A 23,913-nucleotide genomic window follows, 5' to 3' on the forward strand; every position below is an offset into this window, starting at 1 on the left:
TACCACGAAGTATAAAATTTTGGGACAAATTTTATATGACACTGTTTTATTTCTTCCTGCTTCGTGTAGGAGGATTGCTTGCAATCCTCTTTTCGTGCAGGTGGGAAGCGATGCTTCCCACCCTTCGTGGTTGATATCTCTTGTTCTTTCTCTTTATATTAAATACAAAATACAATTTTTACCACGAAGCAGAGGCATGTTAAATTACATTCAGCATGCCTCTTACACGAAGGTCTGCTTATTTGCACAGAGCAAATAAGCAGCCTACACGAAGTATAAAATTTGTGAAACAAATTTTATATGAAAAAGTTCTTTGGATTAATTTTCTTCACCTTCGTGAAGATGGATTGTTTACAATCCATCCTTCGTGAAGCCGCTAATATTCGCGGCCTTCGTGGTGGATATCTCTTTTTGTTTTTATTTCTAAGTTTAATTAAAGAAATAAGAGAATTTCTACCACGAAGCAGAGACATGTTAAATTACATTCAGCATGCCTCTTACACGAAGGTCTGCTTATTTGCACAGAGCAAATAAGCAGACTACACGAAATATAAAATTTGTGAAACAAATTTTATAAATAAACCTCTTTCTGCTTTCTTTCCTTTGTGTTCCAATTTTTGTTTGCAAAAATTGTATCCGCGGTTATATTCTTTTTCTTAAACTTCATAATGAAATCCCAAGTTGTGATTTCAGCCGACGAAAGTTTTATGTTATAATAGTTTTTTTTGAAAAGGCGGAAAATGGTATCTGTTTGCCCGCAATGCGGAGGAAAGGTAACACAGCGGATTTCCCCCCAGGTGGTCCTTTGCCCTTACTGCGGCAGTTCAGTCGAAGTTGAGGCGCTCTCATCTGAAGTCTGGACTCTGAACCCCGTGATAGAGAAAAAGGCGGCGTGGAATCTTGCCTCGTCCTGCATCGGTGAAATAAGTTTCATCAAAGGATATCTAGTGCCTTTTTCCTCTCCTCCGATAAGCGTTCCGCTCAACGAAAAAGCGCCGCGGGGTCTCAAATTGAGCTTCGGCGACAGAATTTTCAAGGACAGACTGGACGGATTCGAGACCTTGTCTTCAAAGAACAAACCTTACGCCTACATACCTTTCTGGCAAGCAAAAAAAGACGGAGCCTGCGTATGGATTTCGGCATCCGACGGTTCTAGGACAGTGATAAAAGATGAAAAAAAACCGTCCAAAACTTTCCTGCTTGAAACAGTAGCGCTGGCATTATCGATAGCGGCGGGAACCGTCTGGAAATTGAGTTTCGCGCTTTCCGTACTCGCATTTTCCGCGATTTTCACGTTAAGTCTTTTTATAAGACCGGGAAAAAAATGAACGTATCAATATCATGCCCGTCATGCGCTTCGCCGGTTTCATACGCGTCAGGCAACAAAGTCTGCAGGTGCCTGTCATGCGGAACGGTGCTGAAAATATTACTGACTGGCGGGATATTCAGTTACAGGAAGGAAATTCAGGAATCAATCCTGGAAAAAGCCGTGAAAACTTCTCTCGACGACTTCTGCCAGAACAATGATTACAGAATCATAGACAGAGATGTTATATTCCTGCCGATTTGGTGTGCAGAAGGAAGAGTTACCGGCTGGGTTTCCGGAAAAGTGAACAAAAAAAGGACACCTTATTCAGTGGAGGACGGAAAAGGAAAAAAAAGGGTTTTGTTCAGGACCGAGGGAGGAGAAGTACTCAGGAGGATAATTGACGTCCCTTTGACCTTTTTCGACGTAGACAACTCATTTTTCAGGGAATATTTTCCATCAGTCGATTTATTCTCCGGCGCCCGAGAAGACAACCTTCTTCTTTTCGATGAAGATAAAATGAAAGATTCCGGAAAAATATATTTTCCGGAAAAGGAAATTGAAGAAGCGAAAGCGGTTTTTGTAAAAAAAATGAAAGAAACCGCACTTTCGCATTGGGACGCGAAAAAATTCGACTTTTTCAGATCAGTTTCTGAAGTTTTGAATTTCAACCTGACCCTGATATTCTATCCTGTCCTGTTAGTCAGGTTCGTTCTTTCAAAAAGAGAAGGATTTGTAATAATCGACTGTACGACCGGAAAAACAGCGGGCAGGAAAATGACAGTGCTCAAATCCGGAGAAGAGAATTTCCTTGCCAAAAAAGGGCTTTTTTGCCTTGCCTCCTCTGTTGTGGGCTACGTCTCGGGGATACTGATATCTAGAGGCGGTTTTTTTGCCGGCGTGGGGATTTTTCTCGCTCTCCTAGGCGCTGTTTTCCTGTTCAGGAAGAATTATGGCGATTAGAATCGTTCCGCTCGTATGCGGTATATGCGGCAACAGCCTTAAAGCGAAAGATTCAGACCAGGTGTTTTTGTGCTCTCACTGCGTCAAGGCATTTGAACCGCAGGAAACGACTGACAATGTTTTTAATGTATTGTCGTCTTCTTCTGAAGACTCCAGCGTTTTTCTTCCCTATTTCCTTATCAGGGGCACCGTGACAGAAAATGAAATTGAAATCATAGACCTTGACGATCTCGCCGAACTGAGCGCCTCTGATTATTTCGGGACACTTAATCCTTTTCATGACAACGAAAAGACAAAAGAAGAAATTGTCATCAGCGCCGGCAAAAAAATGATAGAGGCAAAGATCCTCAAAAAACCATACTCATTATCAGTAGCCGTACCGGCTTTTAAGTCCAAAAACGCGATTCAATACGGTATGGAATACGGCAAAATTTTTCCCGCTGAACCAAGGTTTGAAAAAAAATACGCCGAACCGTCCCTTTCCCTGCAAATGTCTTCAGGCGGCGCGGTTTTAACGGCAAAAAACCTTATTCTGAACGCGAGAGCTAAGGAAAACTCCTACATTCTCAGCATTGACTTCGACTGGAGAATTGATATTATAAGCGTCGTGATACTCGGTTTCAAAGAAACCGGCGGTGTTTTGGAAAACGAAGAAACCGGCCTGAAGATTCCGAAGACAGCCCTGAAAGAGGACAAATGACAGAAAAAACAAAATTTTCAATAAAACGGGGACAAATCCCTTTTGAAGTGTTCAAATCTTCCGGCCTCAATCTTGAAAACGTCATAGCCTGCCGCCTGAACGGTTTTCCCGCGGACCTGCTTCTGCAGGTAAAGGATTCATTCAATGTCACTCCTATAACCGCTTCCGATACTGATTGGCTGAGGATATACAGAAACTCGATGACCTTTCTCCTTTTCAGGGCGGTCAGCGAGATATTCAGAAACACTCGTGTGGTAGTCAACCATTCCATTTCTTCGGGATATTATTACGAAATTGTGTCGTCAGTTCTCCCGAGGGCCGACGAAATTACGGCCATCGAATCGAGAATGAAAAAAATCGCCGAAAACGACGAAGAAATCCAGCGGGAAGTAATTTCAAAAGAAAAAGCCGTCAAACTTTTTGAGAATAAAGGCAGAAAAGACACGGCCGGCCTTTTAAAAAATTACGACCGTGACGAAATCGTCCTGTACAAATCCGGCCCCGTTTTTGATTTTTATAATTCTCCTCTCGCTCCCAAAACCGGCATTCTCAAACATTTCGCTGTAAAATCATATCCGCCTGGAATCGTCGTTCAGTTTCCGTCTGCCAATAACCCGTCAAAGCTCGGTCCGTGGAAAGAACAGAAAAAGCTGTTTAAAATATATCACGAACAGAGGAGATGGAATCAGATACTCGATATAATCAATGTCAGAGACCTGAATCAGGCTATTGCCCGAGGAAAGGGAGGAGAAATTATCCGGGTCGCTGAAGCCCTGCACGAAAAGAAGCTTTCCGCTATAGCCGACGAAGTTTCCCACGACCGCCAGAAAAGGGTCATTTTGATTTCCGGACCGAGCTCGTCAGGAAAGACGACTTTTTCGCGCAGACTGACAATAGCCTTGCAGGTAAACGGACTCCGGTCGGTGACTCTCTCGCTTGACAACTACTTCGTCGACAGAGAACAGACTCCCCTCGACGAAAAAGGGAATCCCGATTATGAGTCTCCTAAAACAATTCAGACCGATTTATTCCGTGAACAGCTCCTGAGCCTCCTAAACGGCAAAAAGGTCCGGGTTCCCAAATTCGATTTCACGACGGGAAAGAAAAAAGTCAATTCGGTCGAGACGTCCATAGAACCGGGTCACCCGATAATAATCGAGGGCATCCACGCCCTGAACGAAGATCTGACTGATATGCTCGAACCCGAAGTGAAACTGAAACTTTACGCAAGTCCGTTGACGCAGGTCAACATGGACGATCACAACAGAGTAACTACGTCCGACTGCCGTATACTGAGAAGGATTGTCAGGGACAGCCAGTTCAGAGGCTACAGCCCCACGGACACAATTAACAGATGGCAGAGCATCTCCCGCGGCGAAGGAAGATGGATCTACCCTTATCAGGAAACCGCCGACATCATGTTCAACACTTCTCTCATATACGAGATACCGGCCTTAAAAAGAAAAGCCGTCGAAATGTTAAAAACAGTAAAAGAATCTGAACCGGCGTACATGGAAGCAGTCAGGCTTCTATCAATTCTCGAATTTTACTCCGAGATGGAAACAGATGAAATACCATTCACTTCCGTCCTCAGGGAGTTCATTGGCGGAAGCGTTTTTAAATACTGATGATTCAGGGAATTGGCATAGACATAGTCGAAAAGAGAAGAATAGCGTCCGCTTTGAGCAAATTCGGCGTCAGATTCGCTGAAAAGATATTGTCTGAATCCGAACTTGCCGAATTTACGTCGAGAGAATATGATATCGAATGGCTTGCGGGAAGGTTTTCCGCCAAAGAAGCGGCTTCCAAAGCTATCGGCACCGGAATGAGAGACGGGATATGGTTCAAGGATTTTTGTGTTGCCTCTTCGGATGGAAAACCAGCAATAATATTGAATGGCAATGCTAAAAAACGCGCAGGCGACGGATTTTTTCATCTTTCAATAAGTCACGAAAGAGAATACGCAGTTTCAGTAGTAATATTCGAGAAAGGATAAAAGTGAATGAACGACATAAGAACGGGAGTAATCGGCGTCGGCCACCTCGGAAGACACCACGCGAGAATCTACAAACAGCTTGGCTGCCTGGAAGGAGTTTACGACCTTAACCAGGACAGAATGAATGAAGTTGCCGCCGAATTTTCCTGCAAACCTTACCCTGACATGAACGAACTTATAAAAAAAGTAGACGCGGTCTCTCTCGCGACGACAGCTTCAACCCATCACACAATAGGCATGAAAGTGCTTGACAACAAAAAACATCTTCTCGTAGAAAAACCTGTAACAGTCCTGACCTCTCACGCCGAAGAAATGATTAGATCCGCTTCAAAAGGAGGCGTTGTACTTCAGGTCGGGCATTCTGAACGATTCAATCCGGCTTTTCTTTACGTCAAAGACAAAATACGGGATCCCTTTTTCATTGAGAGTCATCGAATCGGTTTCCCCTCGGAACGTGGCCTCGACGTAGCCGTCGTTTTCGACTTGATGATCCACGATATAGACATCGCGCTTCAATACATAAAAAGTCCCATAAAGGAGATATCCGCAATCGGCGGACCGATTTTCTCAAGAGAAATCGACATTGCAAACGCGCGTGTCGAATTTGAAAACGGAGCCATAGCAAATCTGATGGTCAGTCGGGCGGCTCAGAAATCAAAAAGAAAAATCAGATTTTTCCAGATGGACGCTTACATATCACTCGATTTTCAGGAAAGAATCGTCGAGATTTACAAGCGGACTCTGGAGAACGGAAAATACAGCATTTCCGTGGATAAATCCGAGCAGAAAGAAGGAGAGCCTCTCATGCTCGAGATCAGTTCTTTCATAAACTCCGTAAAAGAGGGTAAAAAGCCTGAAGTCAGCGGTGAAGACGGCATGAGGTCGCTTGAAGTCGCCTGGAAAATTATTGAAAAGATAAAAACGAGATATTCAAGCATGATAGGTTTTTATGCGCAAGATACTCATAGTAACCGGTGAACTTTCCGGAGACATTCACGCCTCCGAATTCATAAGGGAATCACTGGCCTTTGACAGCGATATCGAATTTTTTGCTATCGGCGGAAGCAACATGGAAAAAGCCGGCGCCGCTATAATAATGCCTTATGACTCCCTGACGGCCATGGGTTTCGTCTCTCCGGTTCTGAACATATTTCACTACAGGCGAATACTCGACAAAATACACAAATGGATGAAGACCGAAAAACCGGATGCCGTCGTACTCGTCGATTTTCCCGGTTTCAACCTTCAGGTCGCGATGTTCGCTCATTATCTTAACATTCCGGTTGTCTACTATATTCTGCCTCAGGTGTGGGCGTGGGGAACATGGCGAATCAGACAAATTAAAAAATATGTAGACCTTGCCCTGGTCATACTCCCATTCGTACCGAAGTTTTTTTCCCAGTACGGTGTAAGATCCGTATACGTGGGGCATCCGGTCCTCGACACTGTTGTTAAACGCGGGAACTACCCTGAAACCGCAGACGAAAAAAATACCGCTACTGTAGGTCTTTTCCCCGGTTCGAGAAAGTCGGAAATCAGAAGGCATATCCTGGTAATGTTAAAAGTAGCGGAATTAATAAGAATCCGGCATCCAGAAGTCAATTTCCTCGTCGCCTGCGACCCGAAAAACGCAGACACGGCATACTTGCCAGGTTACATAAACTTCGTGCCAGACGATCCATACGGCGTCATGAAAAGATCCAGTATCCTCATAGCCGCTTCAGGTACAGTGACACTTGAGGGAGCCTTTTTTGAAAAACCCATGATCGTCATATACAAAACCGAGGCTCCGACCTATTTTCTAGCAAGGCTTCTCGCAAAAGTACCTTACATCAGCCTCGTAAATATAACGGGAGGGGAAAAAATATTACCTGAGTTCATTCAGAAAAACGCCGACCCGGAAAAAATAGCTCAAAGCGCCGAAAGCCTTCTGTACGATAATGCTGTGAGAGAAAAGATGATAAACAAAATTAAAACCGTCAAGAAAAAACTCGGCTCTCCAGGAGCGTCAAAAAGAGCGGCCGAATATTTTTTGAGATTCATAAATGAAAATAAAAGATAAACTTTTTCTCGGCCCCGGCGTGTACATTGGTTATCTGTTCATACTTTTGTGGGGCAAAACTCTTTCCATTGTCAAAAGGAACATCGAAGAAACACTGTCCGATAAAAGCAATTACCCGGCCGTCTATCTTCTTTGGCACAGAGACCTTCTGGTCCCGGCTTTTTTCTTCAGAAACAAAGGGTATAAAGTACTCATCGGAAAGCACAGGGACGCAGAATATATTTCGAGGATATCGCTGAAACTCGGTTACAGAACACTGAGGGGTTCTGCAACCAGGGGATCCGCTTCGGCGATGAGAAACATCGTCAAATCTCTCAAAAAAAATGAAATCGTCGTTATCACTCCTGACGGCCCGACTGGTCCGCCTCAGGAAATAAAAGAAGGCTCCCTCCTGGCCGCCGTCAAAATAGGGGCTCCCGTGATACCTGTTGTACTTTCGTACAAAAAATTTTACTCTTTCAAATCGTGGGACAAGTTCCGTCTCGCAATTCCATTTTCAAAAGTGTGCATTCTGTTCGGCAAGCCTGTTTTAATGAAGGATTGCGGGTCCAGGGACAACGTCCGCAGAATAAAACCGATCCTCGAAAAAAAAATAATCGGACTCGAAAAAGTTGCAGAGAAGGCGTTGTGCTCAGCGTAATCGCGTACAATATCTTTCTTGCTATATTTTTCCCCTTTCTGGCTCTTGTCATTTTTGCGAAAATACTGCAAACACGCAGAGAATGGATGAACAGATGGGGATTTTTGCCAAAATTCAAGAAAAGATACGTAATCTGGATCCACGGTTCATCTGTCGGAGAAATAAATTCTCTCAAATCAATTTGCGCGGACCTGAGTGTCAAACACCCCCGCTTCAGGTTTCTGGTGACCTCCTACACAAGGACAGGTGTCATTCGCGCAGAAAATATAATGAACAAAAAGAACATCAAAACGGCTTTTTTCCCTTTCGATTTTCCTTTGAGCGTAATCAACGCGGTCAACAGAGTAAAACCTTCATGTGTCCTTTTCACGGAAACAGAAATATGGCCGAATTTTCTTTTTTACTGCAGGCTTAGAAAGATACCGGTATTCCTTTTGAGCGCAAGAATATCCGACAGGACTTATCCCCGATACAAATCCTTCCGGAGATTTTTGAAAAGGGTCCTTTCCTCCTACACATTCGTTTTCGCCCAGGACGAATTAAACGCCCGGCGCTTTATAGAAATCGGCGTGCCCAAGGACAGAATATCCAGGTCAGGCTCTCTGAAAGCTTCTTATGAAATACAGTCGCCTCCTCCTTTACCAATCCGGCCCGGAACAATTCTATGGACAGCCGGCCCTTTGAGAAAAGGCGAATTCGAGCAGATTTTAGAGGTTTTCTCTTCCCTGAAAAACAGGTATTCTTCCCTCGCTCTTCTTTTGGCTCCAAGATATCTCGACATGACACAGGATATTCTGCGGTGTGCCCGATCAAAAAGCCTCGAACCGACTCTTAGGTCTCATTCTGCGGAGATATTGCCGGGACTGACCATACTTGACAGCCTTGGCGAGCTTTCTCGTTTCTACAAAGAGGCTAAAATAGCTTTTATAGGGGGTTCTTTTGTCAACGCGGGAGGTCACAATCCCCTCGAAGCGGCTTTTCAGGGAGTACCCGTGCTGATGGGACCGCATTATCAGAACGTCGAAGACACGATGAACAAACTCGCCGAGGCAAAAGGAGCCTGGATAGTCGAATCTCAACAGGATCTTGAAAAAGCGCTCGATAAGTTACTCTCCAACGAAGACATGAGACGATCGGCCTCGGAAAATATACAAAAAGCCGCACTGTCGCAGCTCGTTTCAAAAAATGAAATATACGAGATGATTGAGAAGAAAACTCCCGGATTCCCATGTTGAAATTCCTTTTAGTTCCTCTCGTTCCTCTGTATTTCTCACTTTACTGTTTAGACAAAAAAATAAAGACCTCCAAAAAAACAAGATTTTCAGCAAAGACGATAAGCGTCGGAAATATCGAAGCAGGAGGCACCGGTAAAACCCAGTTTGTATCTTACATTCTTTCTATTCTGGAAAGAAAGAATGTCCGTGCGGCTGTGCTGGCGAGAGGATACGGGGGATCTCACAGAGGTTTCGTGAGCCCAAACACTCCTGAAGCGGGTGACGAAGTAAGAATGATCTCCAGGAAATTCAGCAATTTTCCTGTCGTCGCTTGCGGCGACAGACAGAGAGGTTATAAAATGCTGATCAAAGAAAATCCGGGAGTCGAAGTCATTATACTCGACGACGGATATCAGCAATACGGAATTGCCAAGGATCTCGATATCCTTCTTCTCGACTGGGAAAATCCCAAAGCCGGAGGTCTCATTCCCATGGGGAGCCTGAGAGAACCTCTATTGGCTTCAAGAAGGGCAGACCTTATAATTTTCACAAGAACCAAAGAACCTGTTTTACCGGCAGGTTTGGCAAGATTCCCGGATTCACTCAGTGTTCCATGCCTTTTTTGCGATTTCGAGACAACAGGAGTTATAAAGAAAGGCGTCTCTCTGTCGCGAAGGGAAAAATATTTTTTTGTAAGTTCCATAGCAAAACCCGAAAGACTGCTCAGACATCTGAACTCCTCAGGATTCGACATCACAAATTTCATGTTTTTCAGGGACCACCATTCCTTTTCTGACAGAGACGCCGATAAAATCATTTCGAGCACAAAAAAAAGCGGATGTAAGGAAGTGCTTTGCACAGAAAAAGACGCTGTGAAACTGCCCTTCGAATGCGCAATAATAGAATCTGAAATAAAATGGTTCGGCAATTCGGGAGACATTTTTATTAAAAAGCTCACGGAGACTGTACTTTGAAAGCGGGAATCATTGAAGGAGGGGGCGGCGGACTTCGCTTTTTCGTATTCAATGGCTGGAAAATAGTGGAAAAAGTGTCGCTTCCCGAGGGCAATTATATGAAGATAAAAGAAAATTTACCGGATTATTTAAAAGATCTCCTTACAAAAAGCTCTTCATACGATCCTGTCTCCCCTATCGGCGCCGCCCTTGCAGGTCTTTATACTGATTCTGAAAAAGAGCATTTTAAAACTTCGCTCAAAAAAGCCGGGCACCTGGGCGAAGCTTACATAACCAACGACGCATTCGCAGCTTATCATGGAGCTTTCAAGGAATTCGGGAATATACTAACACTGTCCGGAACGGGTTCGATAGTTTTTTCCGTTTCAAAAGAAGGATTTCTTAAAAGACGCGGCGGTTGGGGACATTTGCTGGGAGACGAGGGCAGTGGATTCTGGATAGGCAGGCAGGCTCTCAGGAAAGTCACCGGATTATACGACAAAAAGATCCAAAGCTCTTCTCTCGTTTCATTTCTCCTGAACAACAGACGGTTCGAAACAATGGATTTTGTCAGGCAGTTTTTGTCTTCGAGCAATCCGGTCAAAGATATTTCACTTCTCACATACGATCTGAATAATGCCGCGGAAAATGGCCTCGTTGAGGCGGCGGATATTTTCCGGGAAGCGGCCGATAATATCGCGGAAGAAGTATTGAGCCTGTCCATTGAAACAAAATCACATTTTTATGCCCTGCGCGGCGGAGTGGCGATGAACTGCCCTGTTTTTTATGATAGAATTACGGAAATACTTGAAAAAAAGGGAATGGAAATGAAAGACGAAAAGTTGACTGCCGTCGGAGGATTATTGGCGATAATCTTCGGCGACGAAACTTTTCAAGAACTCAGGAGGCATAATGATAAAGAAGTCGTTCTTATTGTTAATCCTTATGATTCCCGCAGTGGCGTTTTGTGACGACTCCTGCTGGATAAACACATACAGGTTCACTGACATAGAGATCATACCGGAATACGATTCCGTTATTGGCATGGCTGTGGAAGATTTTGTTTGTTTGGATGCGTCGGACACTATAAGATTGGACTGCGTCTCCCCGGTTGCAGACAGCGTAAAAATAGCGACTCAGAACAGGTATTTCTACCAAACTGACAGCCTGCTCGTCATCTCTTTGGACAGGACATACAATCCTTCAGAAACGCTTGAAATTGCAGTGTACTTCAGAGCGGTGCCGGTCAACATACCCATTCCTTTCGCAACCGGAGGAATATTCATTACTCCCACTCTTATTTATTCGTGTCACGCTCCTTTCGGACTAAAGACGTGGGTGCCGTGTCTGGATAATCACAGACATAAAGCCGCTGTGAGACAGTATTACACTGTCCCTGAAAATCTGTACGTCGTCTCTAACGGCGTACTCGACTCAGTGATCCAGCTTTCGGGAAACAGGAAAAAATATTTTTGGAGGGAGACGGAACACCTGTCACCGTACCTGCAGGGACTGGCCGCTTACGACTATTCGCTGAGCAGTTATTCTGTCGGCGGAGTTCCAGTTCTGCTCGCCGCGTTCCCTCAGGACTCATCCGCCTTGGCCTATGATTTGAGAAGACTCGACACAATGCTTTTGGCCTACGAAGAAAGATACGGAGATTATCCGTTCGAAAAAATCGCTTACGCTGAAGTCAACCTGCCGGGAGCCATGGAGAATCAAAACTGCATACTGGCCGGCTCTTCAGTAATAACAGGAACTGGCGCCAATGAAATTCTTTTCGCTCATGAACTTTCACACATGTGGTGGGGAGATTATGTCACCACGGAAAGCATAAAAGAGGTCTGGTTCAACGAAGGAATGGCGACTTTTTCCGAAGGAATTTTTGTTGAAAAGATTTCAGGCGTTCAGGCAATGCACAATTACATGCATCAGCGCAGAACCCAATACATCGGATGGGAAGGCACGAACGGAATTTATCCGATGTACGACCCGCCGTGGGAGCATTATTATTCGGAATTGACCTACGAACGCCCCGGAACCGTATTTTACGCTCTGAGGTATATGATCGGCGATTCCGCTTTTTTCGCTTCTTTGCAGAACTTAACAGCAATTTTCGGCTCTTCGACGGTTACATGGCAGGACGTCGATTCAATATTTTCCGACGTATCCTGTGAAGATTTGACCTGGTTTTTCGAGCAATGGGTTCTAGGTTCAGGGACTCCATGGATGCGCTGGACAGCTTTAAGTAAAAGTGCCGGAACTGACAGCGTTCTTGTCAGGGCCTGGACATTTTCAAATTCTTCGACAGACTTCACAATAAAAGCGCCCCTTTTTATCTATCAGGGCAACGACACTGCTTTTTACAAAGTAACGGCCTCAAGAGACACTTTTGACAATTTTTTCGCATTTGCGCCCGATTCAGTTTGTCTCGATCCCCTAGGAACTCAGTTCACCTCTTCTACGGCCAGAGAAAACCCTGAAATATCAGCGCTACTGGCACTCGACGAAGCGATTCTGGTTCAATGGTCTCCGTGTTTTTTTGGCGATCTGACTGGCTACAATGTATACGGAGCCCCGTACGGAACAACCTTTTTTGAAAAGCTGAACCCGGCTCTTCTCACTGACACGACATTCCTGGCTCAAAATTTAACAAACGGCGTAAAATACACTTTCTTTGTGACGTTCGAGATTCAAGGGGGCTGGGAAAGTTATCCATCGGACACTTCTTCGACAACTCCGGTGCCTTTTCCTTTCGACAGGAGAATTCTTGTTGTAGATGAAACCGAGGGCGGAAACGGGACTCAGCCTCATTTACCCACAGACGCTCAGGTGGATTCCGCTTACGCCGCCCTTTTGATTGGCATTAACCATGACGTATATCACTGCGACACATCATTGCCCGACTTGACTTTACTCGGACATTACCAGTGTGTAGTATGGCACAGCGACGAATACACATCGACAAGTCTGATAAAAAACCAATCACAACTGATAAGGTCATACATCACAGCCGGCGGTAAGATTATCCTGTCAGGCTGGAGAGTGTTCGAATTGTCGCCGCCGGATTTCCTTGCGCTTTTCGGAGTCACTCAAGCCTCCGTCGTCACTCAAAAGAACTTCGAAGTCTCAGTCGGAAAAAACGGTTTTCCCGACGTTTACGTCAATTCCTCCCTCATGCCCCCGTCTTGGAACGGAAAAATGGACAGAGCAACTTATTTTGAGACTTTTGGGTCAGATACGTTGGGAGTTTGGGGCAACGGTTATCCCCAGACGGGGAAAACGACAACCGCGGGAAGTAATGACTCCATCAAGTTTGTCGTCAACGGGTACCCTCTTTATTTTATGGAACATCAAAACGCGAGAGATTTTCTTGTTTCCTGTTTTACATACCTTGGTCAGGTCGGAATAGACGAAAACTTCTCTGGTCAGGAACCGGCGATTCTTCCCGTCCTGAGACTGTGCCCTGAAGGCGTCGAAATTCTTCTTTCTTCAGGTCTCGCCGGCAGTAACTTTGACCTAATGATCTATGACGTCGCGGGAAGGCTTGTTTTCAGGAGAGAATTCGGGTTCTCGGAAAGAACTGTCTATCACTGGACGGATTCCGAAGGAAAATTACTGCCTCAAGGCAACTATTTCATCAATGTCGAATACAACGGTACAACCGTTTCGGGCAAGTATTTTTACATTCAATAATCATAAATTTTCTCGGGGTAGAAGAATTTTAATAAAAAAGGGCGGATTTAAAAATCCGCCCTTTTTACTGACAACTAAACCGGATTACTTTATTCGGCTACGATTATCTTGCCCGAGAAAACGCTTCCCGAAGCTTCTAATCTGTAAAAATATGTTCCCGTGCTGAGGTTCTGATCAAGAGAAACGGTGTGAGTTCCCGCTCCGGCATTGAGGTTTTTGGAACCGATCGTCCTTCCCGTGACGTCCATTACTCTGAATGAAACATCTGACGAGGAAGGAAGAGCCAATTCAACGGCTACTTTGCCAGAGAAAGCCGACACGAGTCTGCACTGCAATAAGGAAGGAATCTGCACGGGATTTTCTTCAACCGCATTGGGATTTCCGTAGAGAATGAATCCGGCTTCGGATCCCGCGTAGCCCTGAGCACTGGCAGAAGTCCATTTCGTTATTCCGAGAAGGACAAACGCCTGGTACCATTCCTGGCCGTTGCCTATGCCGACTGAGCACTGCCAGCCCGTCTGGCCGTTGGCCGCGAAAGAGGTCGAAGGCTGAGCGACAATCCACCATCTGCCGACGGGGATCTGCATTCCGAGTCCCGTCAGGTTCATGTGAACGCTGTAAGGATTCGCGCCGTATGCCGTGTAATTGGCCGCTTCGACTATGATCGTCTGCGTCGGCGTCATTTTGGGCATGGGTGTCGCTATTCCGCTGTCTTCGTAAACCAGTACGCGGATGTTGGGAACGAGGGTCCAGCTTGAAAATCCGTTCCAATTGCTCCACCAAGTCGTCATTGAATCAATATTCCATGCCGAACCTGAATTGTTCTCGACGTCGTCTACAAGTTCAGATTCGAAAGGATAGACTGAATCTATCTGACTGGACATACCCGCTCCTGATATTGAATCTGGAATCTGGGACCACAACGTCGCAAGAGGCAATGCCAGATCCTGATTTGGAGCGGTTGTATTGTTTATCTGACTGTGAGTTTGCAATCCCGCAAAAAGTCCCGTCGCAATCATCATTGAGCACAGTACCAACATACTTCTCTTCATTGAGTCTCCTCCTTGTAAAATTTAATACATTTTAATAAATTCCTTATAATTTGTCAATTGTTATCGTCTCTGACATTATCCGTTTTCCCAAACCATATGATTCGTTATCTTTTTGCTGAAAACCTTACAAGAGAAGGGACGGGTTTTGAAGCCCGTCCCATGAAGGCGATTGCCCGCCTTCGTATTTCGAGGATAATTCGCTTATTCGGCTACGATTATCTTGCCAGAGAAAACGCTTTCCGAGGCTTCGAGCCTGAAGAAATACGTTCCGGCAGATACTTCGTCGCCGTTAGTGTCCCTGCCCTGCCACACGAGATTGTGCGCACCGGCTCCGACATTGCTGTAATTATCCAATGTAACTGTTCTTCCCGTCACGTCGTAAACCGTGAACCTGACGTTCGACGACATAGGAAGATTGAACTCTACCCTTAGCTCGCCTCTGAAGATGTTCGAAGACACGAGTTTAGCCGTGAAGACTTCCGAAATCTCTCCGGGAACTTCTTCTATGTAGTTGAAAGAATTCGTGTGCAAACATCCGAATGCGGCAGAATAAGGAGTGTATCCGCCGGCGGCGAATATAAGACCCTCAGCCATGTCCGTGAATGAAGTGTCCACCCAAGCTGCGCATCCGCCGACGTTCGATCTTCCCGGGCCGAACATGTTGGGCATCTGAACCCAGCCGTCTGAAGTCCTGTATCTCCAGCAGTCATTGACATAGGTTGTACCGTAACCGCCGTACAGATAAAGTGCGTCGCCGAGATCGGCGTAACCGCATCTGTAACGAATTCCTCCGGGGCAGTCCGTTGCCGCCGACCATGTTATCGTCGTGGGTGTGACAGGGTCTATCACTCCGAAAAGTGAAGTCGCCACGTAAGCAGCTCCCGAACGTCCGCATGATATAAACAGCGTGTCATTGCCAAGATAAGCTGCTGCCCCTGACATCCACGTCGCGGGTAATGCTGTTCCGTCGGTGATCGTCAAAGTATTTATATCGAAAACCTGAACGTAATTTACCTCAGTCCAGGATCCATTGTCTCCTCCGCCCATGATGTATATGAGCTCTCTGCCTTCATCGAGCGCGCACATCGCGTCGTTGACAGGATGGTTCAAAGCGACTGTGTTCGTGTAGAAAGTGTCTCCGTCGCAGTCGTATATCATTATATGAGTGGGGCTCGACCATGATCCGATGAGATATATCTTATTCTCATACGATATGCATCCGCCGTAATGTTTCGGATACGGCATCGTGACAGGTCCTGACCATGTCTTCGTCCCGTAGTCGAAAGAATACATTATTGTGTTCTGAGCCGCCGGATTTCCGCCGAAAACGTGGATAATCGCGTTACCGGTCACTCCATCCCATTCCCAGCCTACGAGCGGTCCGCTGATGGCTACCGCCATGTCAGTCAGAACTTCCCAGAACACCGCAGTGCAGACAGTCGTTCCGACGGCAGTGTCGTTGGCGGGATTAACGTCGCCTGCAAGAAGCGTCGCCATCGTCATTGTGTATGTCTGACCGTCCTGCATAGCGACCTGTCCAAAGTCGAGCGTGTCACGTCCCCCTATAAGCGTCGTCGCGTTGACAGTCGTGTCGAGAACGACGGCGTCAGTAAGGTCTGTCACAACGCAGTGGACGTCGAACGTCTCATCAAATCCACCGAAGTTTCTGACTACACCGATAATGTCCTGGTTCGAAGGAGCGACTGTCGCTGCTGGTGACAAAAAGTCGACGCTGGCGACATCATGGAAAGTGACGGGAGGAAGTACGACGGGTCCTATGTTGTCAAAAACGCCGTACCAAGCGTAAGAAGAAGAATCGCTGTAATATATTCCCATCTGAAGAGTGTCAAAAGTCAGCCATGCCGAAACGTCAGCTGAATCCCATCTCGAGGGGACGTCCACTCCGTTGGGGTAGTAGTAAATAGTGTCCCATGCGCCCCAAGAAGTTCCGTTGTGGCCTCTCATGATGAGATAAAGTCTTTCGTTCGCGCTTATAAAATTGAAAGCTATTCCCCATTTGAGCCATCCGCCGGGGACGTCTGTAAATACAGGAGATACGGCAGTGTCGCGTATATCCACACCAGAACCTGCTGCGTCCGAATCTACCCAAAGAGAAGAATCGCCGTGATCGGGAGTTACCCAGGTTGTTCCGTTTTCATTCCAGCCCCTGACTGACCAGCCTGCCGGCCATGGATTGCCTGTGTGAGTCCATCCCTGCCAGCCATCTTCGAAGTCCCAAGTTGTTCCTGAAGAAGCTTCTTCTCCGTAGAGAATGAATCCGGCTTCGGAACCTGCATAGCCCTGGGCACTGGCTGAAGTCCACTTCACTATTCCGAGAAGAACAAAACACTGATACCATTCCTGGCCGTTGCCTATGCCGACAGATGTCTGCCAGCCGGTCTGGCCGTTGGCCGCAAATGAAGTCGAAGGCTGTACAACCAGCCACCATCTGCCGGCGGGAATCTGAAATCCGAGACCCGTCATGTCAAGGGTGACCTGATAGGGACCGGAACCATAAGCCGTGTAATTGGCCGCTTCGACTATGACAGTCTGAGAAGGATTCATCTTCGGCATTGTCAATGTTCCGCTGTCCTCGTATAGCATAACGCGGAAATTGGGAACGAGAGCCCACGAAGAAAATCCGTTCCAGTTAGCCCAGTATGTGTGTATCGAATCTATGTTCCATGTTCCATCGCTGTTGTTTTCGACATCGTCAGCCAGCTCCGAAACGAAAGGATAAACCGAGTCCAACTGACAGGACATGCCTGCGCCCGCGACAGAGTCGGGAATCTGAGACCACAATACGGCTCTGTTGCCTGTAAATTCCATTCTTGTTCCGTATGTCGAGACACCCGGAGATGACACGGTCATTGTGCGGATGTTTCCGCTGTTGTCCTGATCCGCATTCGACGCGAACAAACACGCCGATGCGAGCATTGCTGTCAGGGCCAATACTGTTAGCCTTTTCATCAGCAAACCTCCTTTGATTTGGTTAAAAATCGGGCGATCGGACGACCGCCATTGCAAAAAAACACTTTTGCCATAGAACCATAATTTAACCATTTATTATTGTTCAAGTCAAATATTCTTCAATGATTACTTTTCGAACTTTTTTACAATGCCCGTCAAGTAGTCCACGCCAATAAATGATAAAATTTTGATCTCATAAATTTTCTTCACATTCTCACTAGACGGGTTTCAGCACATCTACGAAAATGAGTAAAAAAAGGGCGGGAAATCCCGCCCTTTTTCATCAATGAGTAGAAAAAACTTACTCAGCTACGATTATCTTGCCAGAGAAAACGCTTTCCGAGGCTTCGAGCCTGAAGAAATATGTCCCGGCAGATACTTCGTCGCCGTTTGTGTCTCTGCCTTGCCACACGAGATTATGAGCGCCGGCTCCGACATTGCTGTAATTATCCAGAGTTATTGTTCTTCCCGTCACGTCGAATACCATGAAGTTGACGTCCGTAGTCGCAGGAAGATTGAATTCAATTCTGAATTCTCCGTTAAATACGGAAGACACGATATTGGCTTCGAAGACATCGGATATCTCTCCGGGAGTCTCCTCGATGTAGTTGCATGTAATCCCCGTGTGAAGGCATCCGAACGCAGCAGAATATGGAGTGTATCCACCAGCAGCAAAAATCAATCCTTCAGCCAGGTCTGTGTATGAAGTGTCAATCCACGCCGCACATCCGCCGACATTCGATCTTCCGGGTCCGAACATGTCGGGCATCTGCTGCCAGCCGTCTGCAGTACTGTATCTCCAGCAGTCGGACACGTACGTCGAACCGTAACCGCCGAAAAGATAAAGCGCGTCGTCCAAATCAGCGTAACCGCACCTGTAACGGATTCCTCCGGGACAGTCCGTCCCTGCAGTCCACGTTATCGTCGTGGGCGTGCCGGCATCGATCGTTCCGATGTACGAAGTCGCTACGTATCCGCCAGATTCGTATCCGGATGAAACAAACAGCGAATTGCCGCCCAAATAAGCCGCAGCACCTGACATCCTCGCTGTCGGGAAAGGAGTACCGCTTGCAAGTGTCAGGGCGTTTATGTCGAATACCTGAACGTAGTTCGTCATCGTCCATGAACCGTTGCTTCCTCCGCCGATGATGTATATGAGTTCCCTGTCTTCGTCAAGCGCGCACATGGCATCGTTGACCGGATTTATAAGAGCTATAGTGTTGGTGTAGAAAGTATCTCCGTCGCAGTCGTATATCATTATGTGCGTCGGACTCGACCACGAACCGATTAGATAGATCTTGTTCTCGTAAGATATGCATCCGCCGTAATGTTTGGGATAAGGCATCGTGACAGGTCCCGACCAAGTCTTCGTCGCGTAGTCGAACGAGTACAGAAGGTTGTTCTGCGCCGCCGGATTTCCGCCGAACACGTGGATTATCGGATGACCGCTGCCGTCTATTCCCCAGCCTACGAGCGGTCCGCTCTTGGCTTCGGGTATGTCTGTCAGTACTTCCCAGAAAGTGTCGGGAGGAACTACTCCGGCGATTGTGTCTATTTGCACATCGTCGATCGCACAGTCAGCGCCGTCGTTGTGGACGTTGTGGAAACTGATTATGAGGTTGTTACCGGCATAAGCGTCGAGGTTCAAAGTTGCCTGGTACCATGTCCAGTTTTCCCACGGCCATACTCCGCCTGAATTGACGACATCCGCCGAGTCTCCTAACGTCCAGAGCTGGGTCCAGTTTGAACCGGCGTCGGTGCTGACTTCGACAAAAAGATCGCCGTTGTCATTAGGATCCACGAACCAATAGTAGCTGGCGTCCCACCAGAATGAAAGGGTGCAGTTTGTCGCAGATGTCAGGTTAAGACTCATGGTGTTAAGCCTGACGTCTACCGTGTAGCCCCAGCCGACCAAAGCCGCAGAAGAGCCTGTATGCTGATAGCTTGTGGAAAGATGCCAGTAACAGGGGGTTGTTCCACCCATTGTTCCGCTCGTAATTGTTGTGTCCCACCCTGTCGGAGGCACTGCTGTTTCAAAGCCTTCGGCCAGCATTACTCCGAAAGGAGAAAACGCAGAGGAATGAGTGCCGGAACTGAGCGTTGCAGGCATTGTCTTGCTGTCGATAGCAATGCCCTCCTGAATCTGTAACGGTGCGAAATCCGCTGAAGCGAATATGGCGGCCGACAGCAGAGCAAAAGCACAGAAAAAAAGTACTTTCTTCACACTAACCTCCTTTAATTGGTTAAAACAGAACAATCACTATTACATAAACCGCTTATGCAATAGAACCTTCATTAAACCACTTTTTGTTCACTAAGTCAAACAATTCTGTATAAATAACACTATTTTACCTTCTCGCCCTTCCGGCGAGCCCCATTTTGCTTTCTGACCCAATAAACGAGAGGAGATTTTCTATCTCAGGAATTTTCCTGCACTCCTCTTCTATCTTTTTCACTCTGTCGTCGAAAAGAGGAATTTTACCCGAGAATAAAAAACCGTAAGCCTTCTTGAGCTCCTCTAATGTCTCTTTCTTGAAATTTGCCCTTCTCAGAGCGACGAGATTGAGCCCCAGCATGCCTATGGGTTCTCCCACCGCTTTTCCGTATGGCAGAACGTCTTTGTTTATTCTGTAGCCTCCGCCTACGAAAGAAAATCGTCCTATCCTCGTGAACTGGTGAATCGGACAGAGTCCGCTGATGAAAACGTTGTCTTCGACGACTACATGCCCCGAAAGCGCCGATTCGTTTGCTATCGTTATATTGTCTCCCAAAAGGCAGTCGTGGGCTATGTGGACAAACCCCATAATGAAACATCCGCTGCCTATGACTGTTTTTTTGTATCCGAGATTCGTACCCCGGTGAACCGTGACATATTCCCTGAGGACGTTGTTGTTCCCGATAACAGTCAGGCAACCCTCTCCCGGATCCTTGAGGTGTTGGGGATTTCCTCCGATGAGACAGCCTTTGCCTATCTGGCAGTTACTTCCTATCTTTGTTCCGGGCATTATCTCGGCGCAGGAACCTATGTACGTGTTGTCTCCTATTTCAACACCCTCGTGTATTATAGCAAAAGGCGATATATCAGCATCTTTTCCCAGGACTGCTTGTTTCGAGACTATTGCCGTTTCGTGAATTTTCATCTGTCCGCCAGTTTAGCTTTTAAAACACCTTCACAGGCGAGCTCTCCTTCTACTGTGCTTCTGGCCTTCATCACGCATACCCCGTGCCTGTAGCTTTCGAGGTAAAGTTCGTGCCGGAGAGTATCACCCGGGACGACGGCTCTCCTGAACTTTACAGCGTCTATTCCGAGAAAAAGAAGTATCTTTCTATCGGGATTTTCCACTTTTCTAAGTAGCAGAAATCCGCCGGTCTGAGCCATTGATTCCACTATGAGAACTCCGGGCATGATGGGATTGCCGGGAAAATGACCCTGGAAAAAAGGTTCGTTCATTGTGACGTTCTTTATTCCGACGACCCTGTCGTCTGAAATCTCAATTATCCTGTCTACGAGCAAGAACGGATACCTGTGAGGTATCAGCCTCATAATTTCCTCAATTTTCAGCGAGTTCTGATCAGGCATCTTTCCCCTCCTTTCGGCCGTTATATGATAGAGACAGTTTTTGAACAAAATCAAGATGTAACGAGTGTCCCGGACAAAACGCGAAAATTCTTCCTCTCAGTTTTTTCGGAAAAAGCATGAGGTCTCCGAGAAAATCGAGGGCTTTGTGCGCACAGAGTTCGTCTTCGACCCTGAAAGAGCAGCCCTCCAGTAATTTTCCATGTTTTCCGACTACGAGCGCGTTCTCGAGGGATCCCCCGTTGATGAGGCCGCGCTCTCTGAGAGAGTCCAACCAGCTTTCGAAAGCAAAAGTCCTGGCCCCAGCGATTCTTGTTCCCAAGTCTTTTGAGAAGGCGTCGAATGTGAGATGTTCGCAATTGACTCCCTCTTCGGGGAACGATATCAATACTGTTATCACAAGGCTTTCTTCTCGCCAGGGTGCGAAAAGAATCTCGGAAAAACCTTTTTTTACGTAAACAGGCATTTCTTCTTCATATTCGTCTCTGAAATTTTTCGTGTCTTTTGTTCCGGACCCGTTAATAGCTTCGACAAAGGGAAGAGCGCTTCCATCGAGAAATGGTACCTCTTCACCCACGACTTCAATTCTCACATCCGTAATACCGGTAATAAAGAAAGCAGACATGACGTGTTCTATCACCTCTATCTGCGTACTTTTACCTTTCAGCGCCGTACATCTTCTAGACGAGTCCGCATTTTGCGGAAGCGCTTTAATTTCCTCACCTCTGGAAAAAAAAACTATCCCTCCGTCATCGGATGGCAAGATTTTCAAACTGCATTTTCCGCCATTGTGAAGACCGGTCCCAGAGATTTTTATCGTTTCTTTAAGCGTTCTTCTATTAGTCAAGTTTCCTCAATTTTTTAGCCATCTGAGGTAGGAATTTCAAAGAAGCTATCACTCTCCTTGCCAGGGATATGTCCATGGCAGGTATCCAAAGATATACCGCACCGTCCGGAACGTTTCCGGAAACTCCGCTCTTTGCCATTATGACGGCATTTTTCCCGATTTTGGCGTGATCCGCGATACCTACCTGCCCTGCCATCATAGTTCCGGATCCGACTTCGACGCTGCCGCTTATACCTGTCTGTGATGCTATGAGACAGTTTTCTCCTATGCTGACGTTATGTCCGACCTGTACGAGATTATCAATTTTCGTCCCTTTTCCCACTACTGTTTCGTCGAGCATTGCCCTGTCTACTACGGCATTGGCGCCAATTTCCACGTCATCCTCAATGATTACCCTTCCTATCTGAGGTATTTTTATCGCTTTCCCGCTTTCACGAAGATATCCGAAACCGTCGCTCCCGATGACGGTTCCCGGATGAACGATGACCCTGTTGCCGATAGAACAGTTCCTCAAAACAGTGACGTTAGGATAAATGGTGCAATCTGAACCGATTTGAGAGGATTCGCCGACATAACAGTTGGCGCTGATGACCGTGTTGTTGCCGATGACGGCATTATCCGAGATGACTACGTTTGGTCCGACCGATACACTGTCGCCCAAAACAGCGTCTTTTGATATCACGGCCGTCGGATGGATTCCTTTGTCCGTATTGATTACAGCGAAAAACTCTCTCATGACCCTGACGAAAGAAAGATAGGGATTCTCGGCCTCAATTCCTTTTTCAAGACCAAGACCCGGCATGCAAATTATCGCCGCCCCTTTTTCCGAGGCTTTGGCCAATTCATTTTCGTCTTTTTTGTCAAGGAAAGTCAGAGAACCTTTTCCTGCTTTTACGATAGAGGAAAGTATTTGTATCTCAAAATCCGGATCTCCGATTAACTTGCCGCCTGCTATTGCAGCGGCTGAAGAAAGTTTCAAGTGTTCCCCCTTCTACAGCTCTGTCGCAATGTCCGACACAAGGAGCTCTACGGCTCTTTCGAGGTTCTCTGATTTTTCGAAATTCTGCTCTACGGCGAGTAATTCTCTAAAAAGCTCCGCAGAATAAAGGAAAAGCTTTAAATTGTACTGTTCCCCGGTTTGAGTTATCTGCCCCCTGACAATGTAATCGGCGCCAAGGAAAGAAGCGAGCGCGGCGAGCTGGGATTCTGTTACTGATTCTATAGAAGTAATCGCGTTCTGGGTCATCCCCTGGGACACGTCGTCTCCTTTGGACATCTCTACGTTTGCAATGTTCATAAGAGCCGTATTGACCATTGAGGAAGCCGTCAAAGCTATACCTGACGCTCTGGCGTCGGCTGTAGTTGCCACGACAGATAAAAACGCAAGTATTGTCTTTTCTGCCTCCGTTGTGTCGACGACGGTAATGTATTCGGCGTTGAGTCTCGTAAGTATTTCGGATGTAATGTCAAGTCCGGGTTCAGCGTAAAGTATGACTCCCGACGAGACGTCCAAAACAACGGAGAGATTCTTTAATTCCGAGACTTCTTCTATGGTCCTGTTTATCTGAGCCACTGGAGATTCCGTCAATTCTTCGGTTTTGTTTTTCAACAAACCGTCCTCTCCCCACACAGATTGAATAAAAGACTCGTAATCAGTCTTTTTTTGATTTATGAGATCCCTCCTGCGGGCGATCTCTTCCTCGGAGAGTGTCACGGCTTCAGTTTCAAGTTCGGATTGAAGAGTCAGCCATTCCCTCTTTTTTGTTTCGGCTTCGTTCGTCCAGTTGTTTTCAAGTATCTGAAGCTGGGATCTTAGATCGTTCATCGCCGTATACTCTCTGAAAATCCTCTCTATGTCCACGTATCCGATTTCTCCGGCCGACAAAGTCCCGTAAAGAAAAAACGCGACAAATAATTTGAAAATTGCTTTTTTCATT

At 46.5% G+C, this 23,913-nt stretch carries 20 protein-coding genes; 12 read left to right on the forward strand and 8 right to left on the reverse strand.

Features of this window, described 5'->3' with window-relative positions; translation table 11 throughout:
• Positions 1-740 precede the first annotated feature (740 nt).
• Genes JXL83_03935 through JXL83_03990 form a run of 12 tightly spaced genes read left to right on the forward strand, consistent with a single transcriptional unit; the run spans position 741 to position 13,530 of the window.
• Positions 741-1,328, forward strand: coding sequence for a hypothetical protein (locus JXL83_03935; protein ID MBN2363261.1), 588 nt, complete (start codon positions 741-743; stop codon positions 1,326-1,328).
• Positions 1,325-2,269, forward strand: coding sequence for a hypothetical protein (locus JXL83_03940; protein MBN2363262.1), 945 nt, complete (start codon positions 1,325-1,327; stop codon positions 2,267-2,269). Before JXL83_03935 ends, JXL83_03940 begins: the two co-directional genes overlap by 4 nt.
• Positions 2,259-2,969, forward strand: coding sequence for a hypothetical protein (locus JXL83_03945; protein MBN2363263.1), 711 nt, complete (start codon positions 2,259-2,261; stop codon positions 2,967-2,969). The genes JXL83_03940 and JXL83_03945 overlap by 11 nt, the downstream gene beginning before the upstream one ends.
• Complete coding sequence (locus JXL83_03950; protein ID MBN2363264.1) at positions 2,966-4,597, forward strand: nucleoside kinase; 1,632 nt, start codon at positions 2,966-2,968, stop codon at positions 4,595-4,597. The genes JXL83_03945 and JXL83_03950 overlap by 4 nt, the downstream gene beginning before the upstream one ends.
• Complete coding sequence (acpS, locus tag JXL83_03955) at positions 4,594-4,965, forward strand: holo-ACP synthase (protein ID MBN2363265.1); 372 nt, start codon at positions 4,594-4,596, stop codon at positions 4,963-4,965. The genes JXL83_03950 and acpS overlap by 4 nt, the downstream gene beginning before the upstream one ends.
• Positions 4,966-4,971: 6 nt before the next feature.
• Positions 4,972-5,943, forward strand: a complete 972-nt coding sequence (locus tag JXL83_03960; GenBank protein ID MBN2363266.1) for a Gfo/Idh/MocA family oxidoreductase — start codon at positions 4,972-4,974, stop codon at positions 5,941-5,943.
• On the forward strand, positions 5,915-7,027 hold the full coding sequence (gene lpxB / locus JXL83_03965; GenBank protein MBN2363267.1) for a lipid-A-disaccharide synthase: 1,113 nt from the start codon (positions 5,915-5,917) through the stop codon (positions 7,025-7,027). The genes JXL83_03960 and lpxB overlap by 29 nt, the downstream gene beginning before the upstream one ends.
• Positions 7,011-7,667 carry a lysophospholipid acyltransferase family protein gene (locus JXL83_03970; protein ID MBN2363268.1) on the forward strand — a complete coding sequence of 219 codons (657 nt, stop codon included), beginning with the start codon at positions 7,011-7,013 and terminating at the stop codon, positions 7,665-7,667. The genes lpxB and JXL83_03970 overlap by 17 nt, the downstream gene beginning before the upstream one ends.
• Positions 7,655-8,902 (forward strand): glycosyltransferase, encoded by a 1,248-nt coding sequence (locus JXL83_03975; protein MBN2363269.1) that lies wholly within the window; start codon positions 7,655-7,657, stop codon positions 8,900-8,902. Before JXL83_03970 ends, JXL83_03975 begins: the two co-directional genes overlap by 13 nt.
• Positions 8,899-9,855 carry a tetraacyldisaccharide 4'-kinase gene (lpxK, locus tag JXL83_03980; protein MBN2363270.1) on the forward strand — a complete coding sequence of 319 codons (957 nt, stop codon included), beginning with the start codon at positions 8,899-8,901 and terminating at the stop codon, positions 9,853-9,855. Before JXL83_03975 ends, lpxK begins: the two co-directional genes overlap by 4 nt.
• On the forward strand, positions 9,852-10,805 hold the full coding sequence (locus JXL83_03985) for a hypothetical protein (GenBank protein ID MBN2363271.1): 954 nt from the start codon (positions 9,852-9,854) through the stop codon (positions 10,803-10,805). Before lpxK ends, JXL83_03985 begins: the two co-directional genes overlap by 4 nt.
• Positions 10,747-13,530 carry a hypothetical protein gene (locus JXL83_03990; protein ID MBN2363272.1) on the forward strand — a complete coding sequence of 928 codons (2,784 nt, stop codon included), beginning with the start codon at positions 10,747-10,749 and terminating at the stop codon, positions 13,528-13,530. The genes JXL83_03985 and JXL83_03990 overlap by 59 nt, the downstream gene beginning before the upstream one ends.
• Before the next feature lie 89 nt (positions 13,531-13,619).
• Here JXL83_03990 and JXL83_03995 read toward each other — a convergent pair whose 3' ends face one another.
• The 8 genes from JXL83_03995 to JXL83_04030 form a co-directional block, all read right to left on the reverse strand.
• Complete coding sequence (locus tag JXL83_03995; protein ID MBN2363273.1) at positions 13,620-14,582, reverse strand: T9SS type A sorting domain-containing protein; 963 nt, start codon at positions 14,580-14,582, stop codon at positions 13,620-13,622.
• 201 nt (positions 14,583-14,783) lie between these two features.
• Positions 14,784-17,552: a hypothetical protein gene (locus JXL83_04000; GenBank protein MBN2363274.1), complete on the reverse strand. Its 2,769-nt coding sequence runs from the start codon at positions 17,550-17,552 to the stop codon at positions 14,784-14,786.
• 301 nt (positions 17,553-17,853) lie between these two features.
• Positions 17,854-19,776, reverse strand: a complete 1,923-nt coding sequence (locus JXL83_04005; GenBank protein ID MBN2363275.1) for a hypothetical protein — start codon at positions 19,774-19,776, stop codon at positions 17,854-17,856.
• 124 nt (positions 19,777-19,900) lie between these two features.
• A complete protein-coding gene (lpxA, locus tag JXL83_04010) occupies positions 19,901-20,692 on the reverse strand; it encodes an acyl-ACP--UDP-N-acetylglucosamine O-acyltransferase (protein MBN2363276.1) in 792 nt (263 codons plus the stop codon).
• Positions 20,689-21,132: a 3-hydroxyacyl-ACP dehydratase FabZ gene (gene fabZ, locus JXL83_04015; protein ID MBN2363277.1), complete on the reverse strand. Its 444-nt coding sequence runs from the start codon at positions 21,130-21,132 to the stop codon at positions 20,689-20,691. Before fabZ ends, lpxA begins: the two co-directional genes overlap by 4 nt.
• Positions 21,125-21,976 (reverse strand): UDP-3-O-acyl-N-acetylglucosamine deacetylase, encoded by an 852-nt coding sequence (locus JXL83_04020; protein MBN2363278.1) that lies wholly within the window; start codon positions 21,974-21,976, stop codon positions 21,125-21,127. The genes fabZ and JXL83_04020 overlap by 8 nt, the downstream gene beginning before the upstream one ends.
• Positions 21,969-22,955: a UDP-3-O-(3-hydroxymyristoyl)glucosamine N-acyltransferase gene (lpxD, locus tag JXL83_04025; protein ID MBN2363279.1), complete on the reverse strand. Its 987-nt coding sequence runs from the start codon at positions 22,953-22,955 to the stop codon at positions 21,969-21,971. Before lpxD ends, JXL83_04020 begins: the two co-directional genes overlap by 8 nt.
• A 12-nt stretch (positions 22,956-22,967) precedes the next feature.
• Positions 22,968-23,912: an OmpH family outer membrane protein gene (locus JXL83_04030; GenBank protein MBN2363280.1), complete on the reverse strand. Its 945-nt coding sequence runs from the start codon at positions 23,910-23,912 to the stop codon at positions 22,968-22,970.
• Between the last annotated feature and the right edge of the window lies 1 nt (position 23,913).

The organism is candidate division WOR-3 bacterium (genome assembly GCA_016934535.1).
GTDB lineage: Bacteria > SDB-A > SDB-A > SDB-A > SDB-A > JAFGIG01.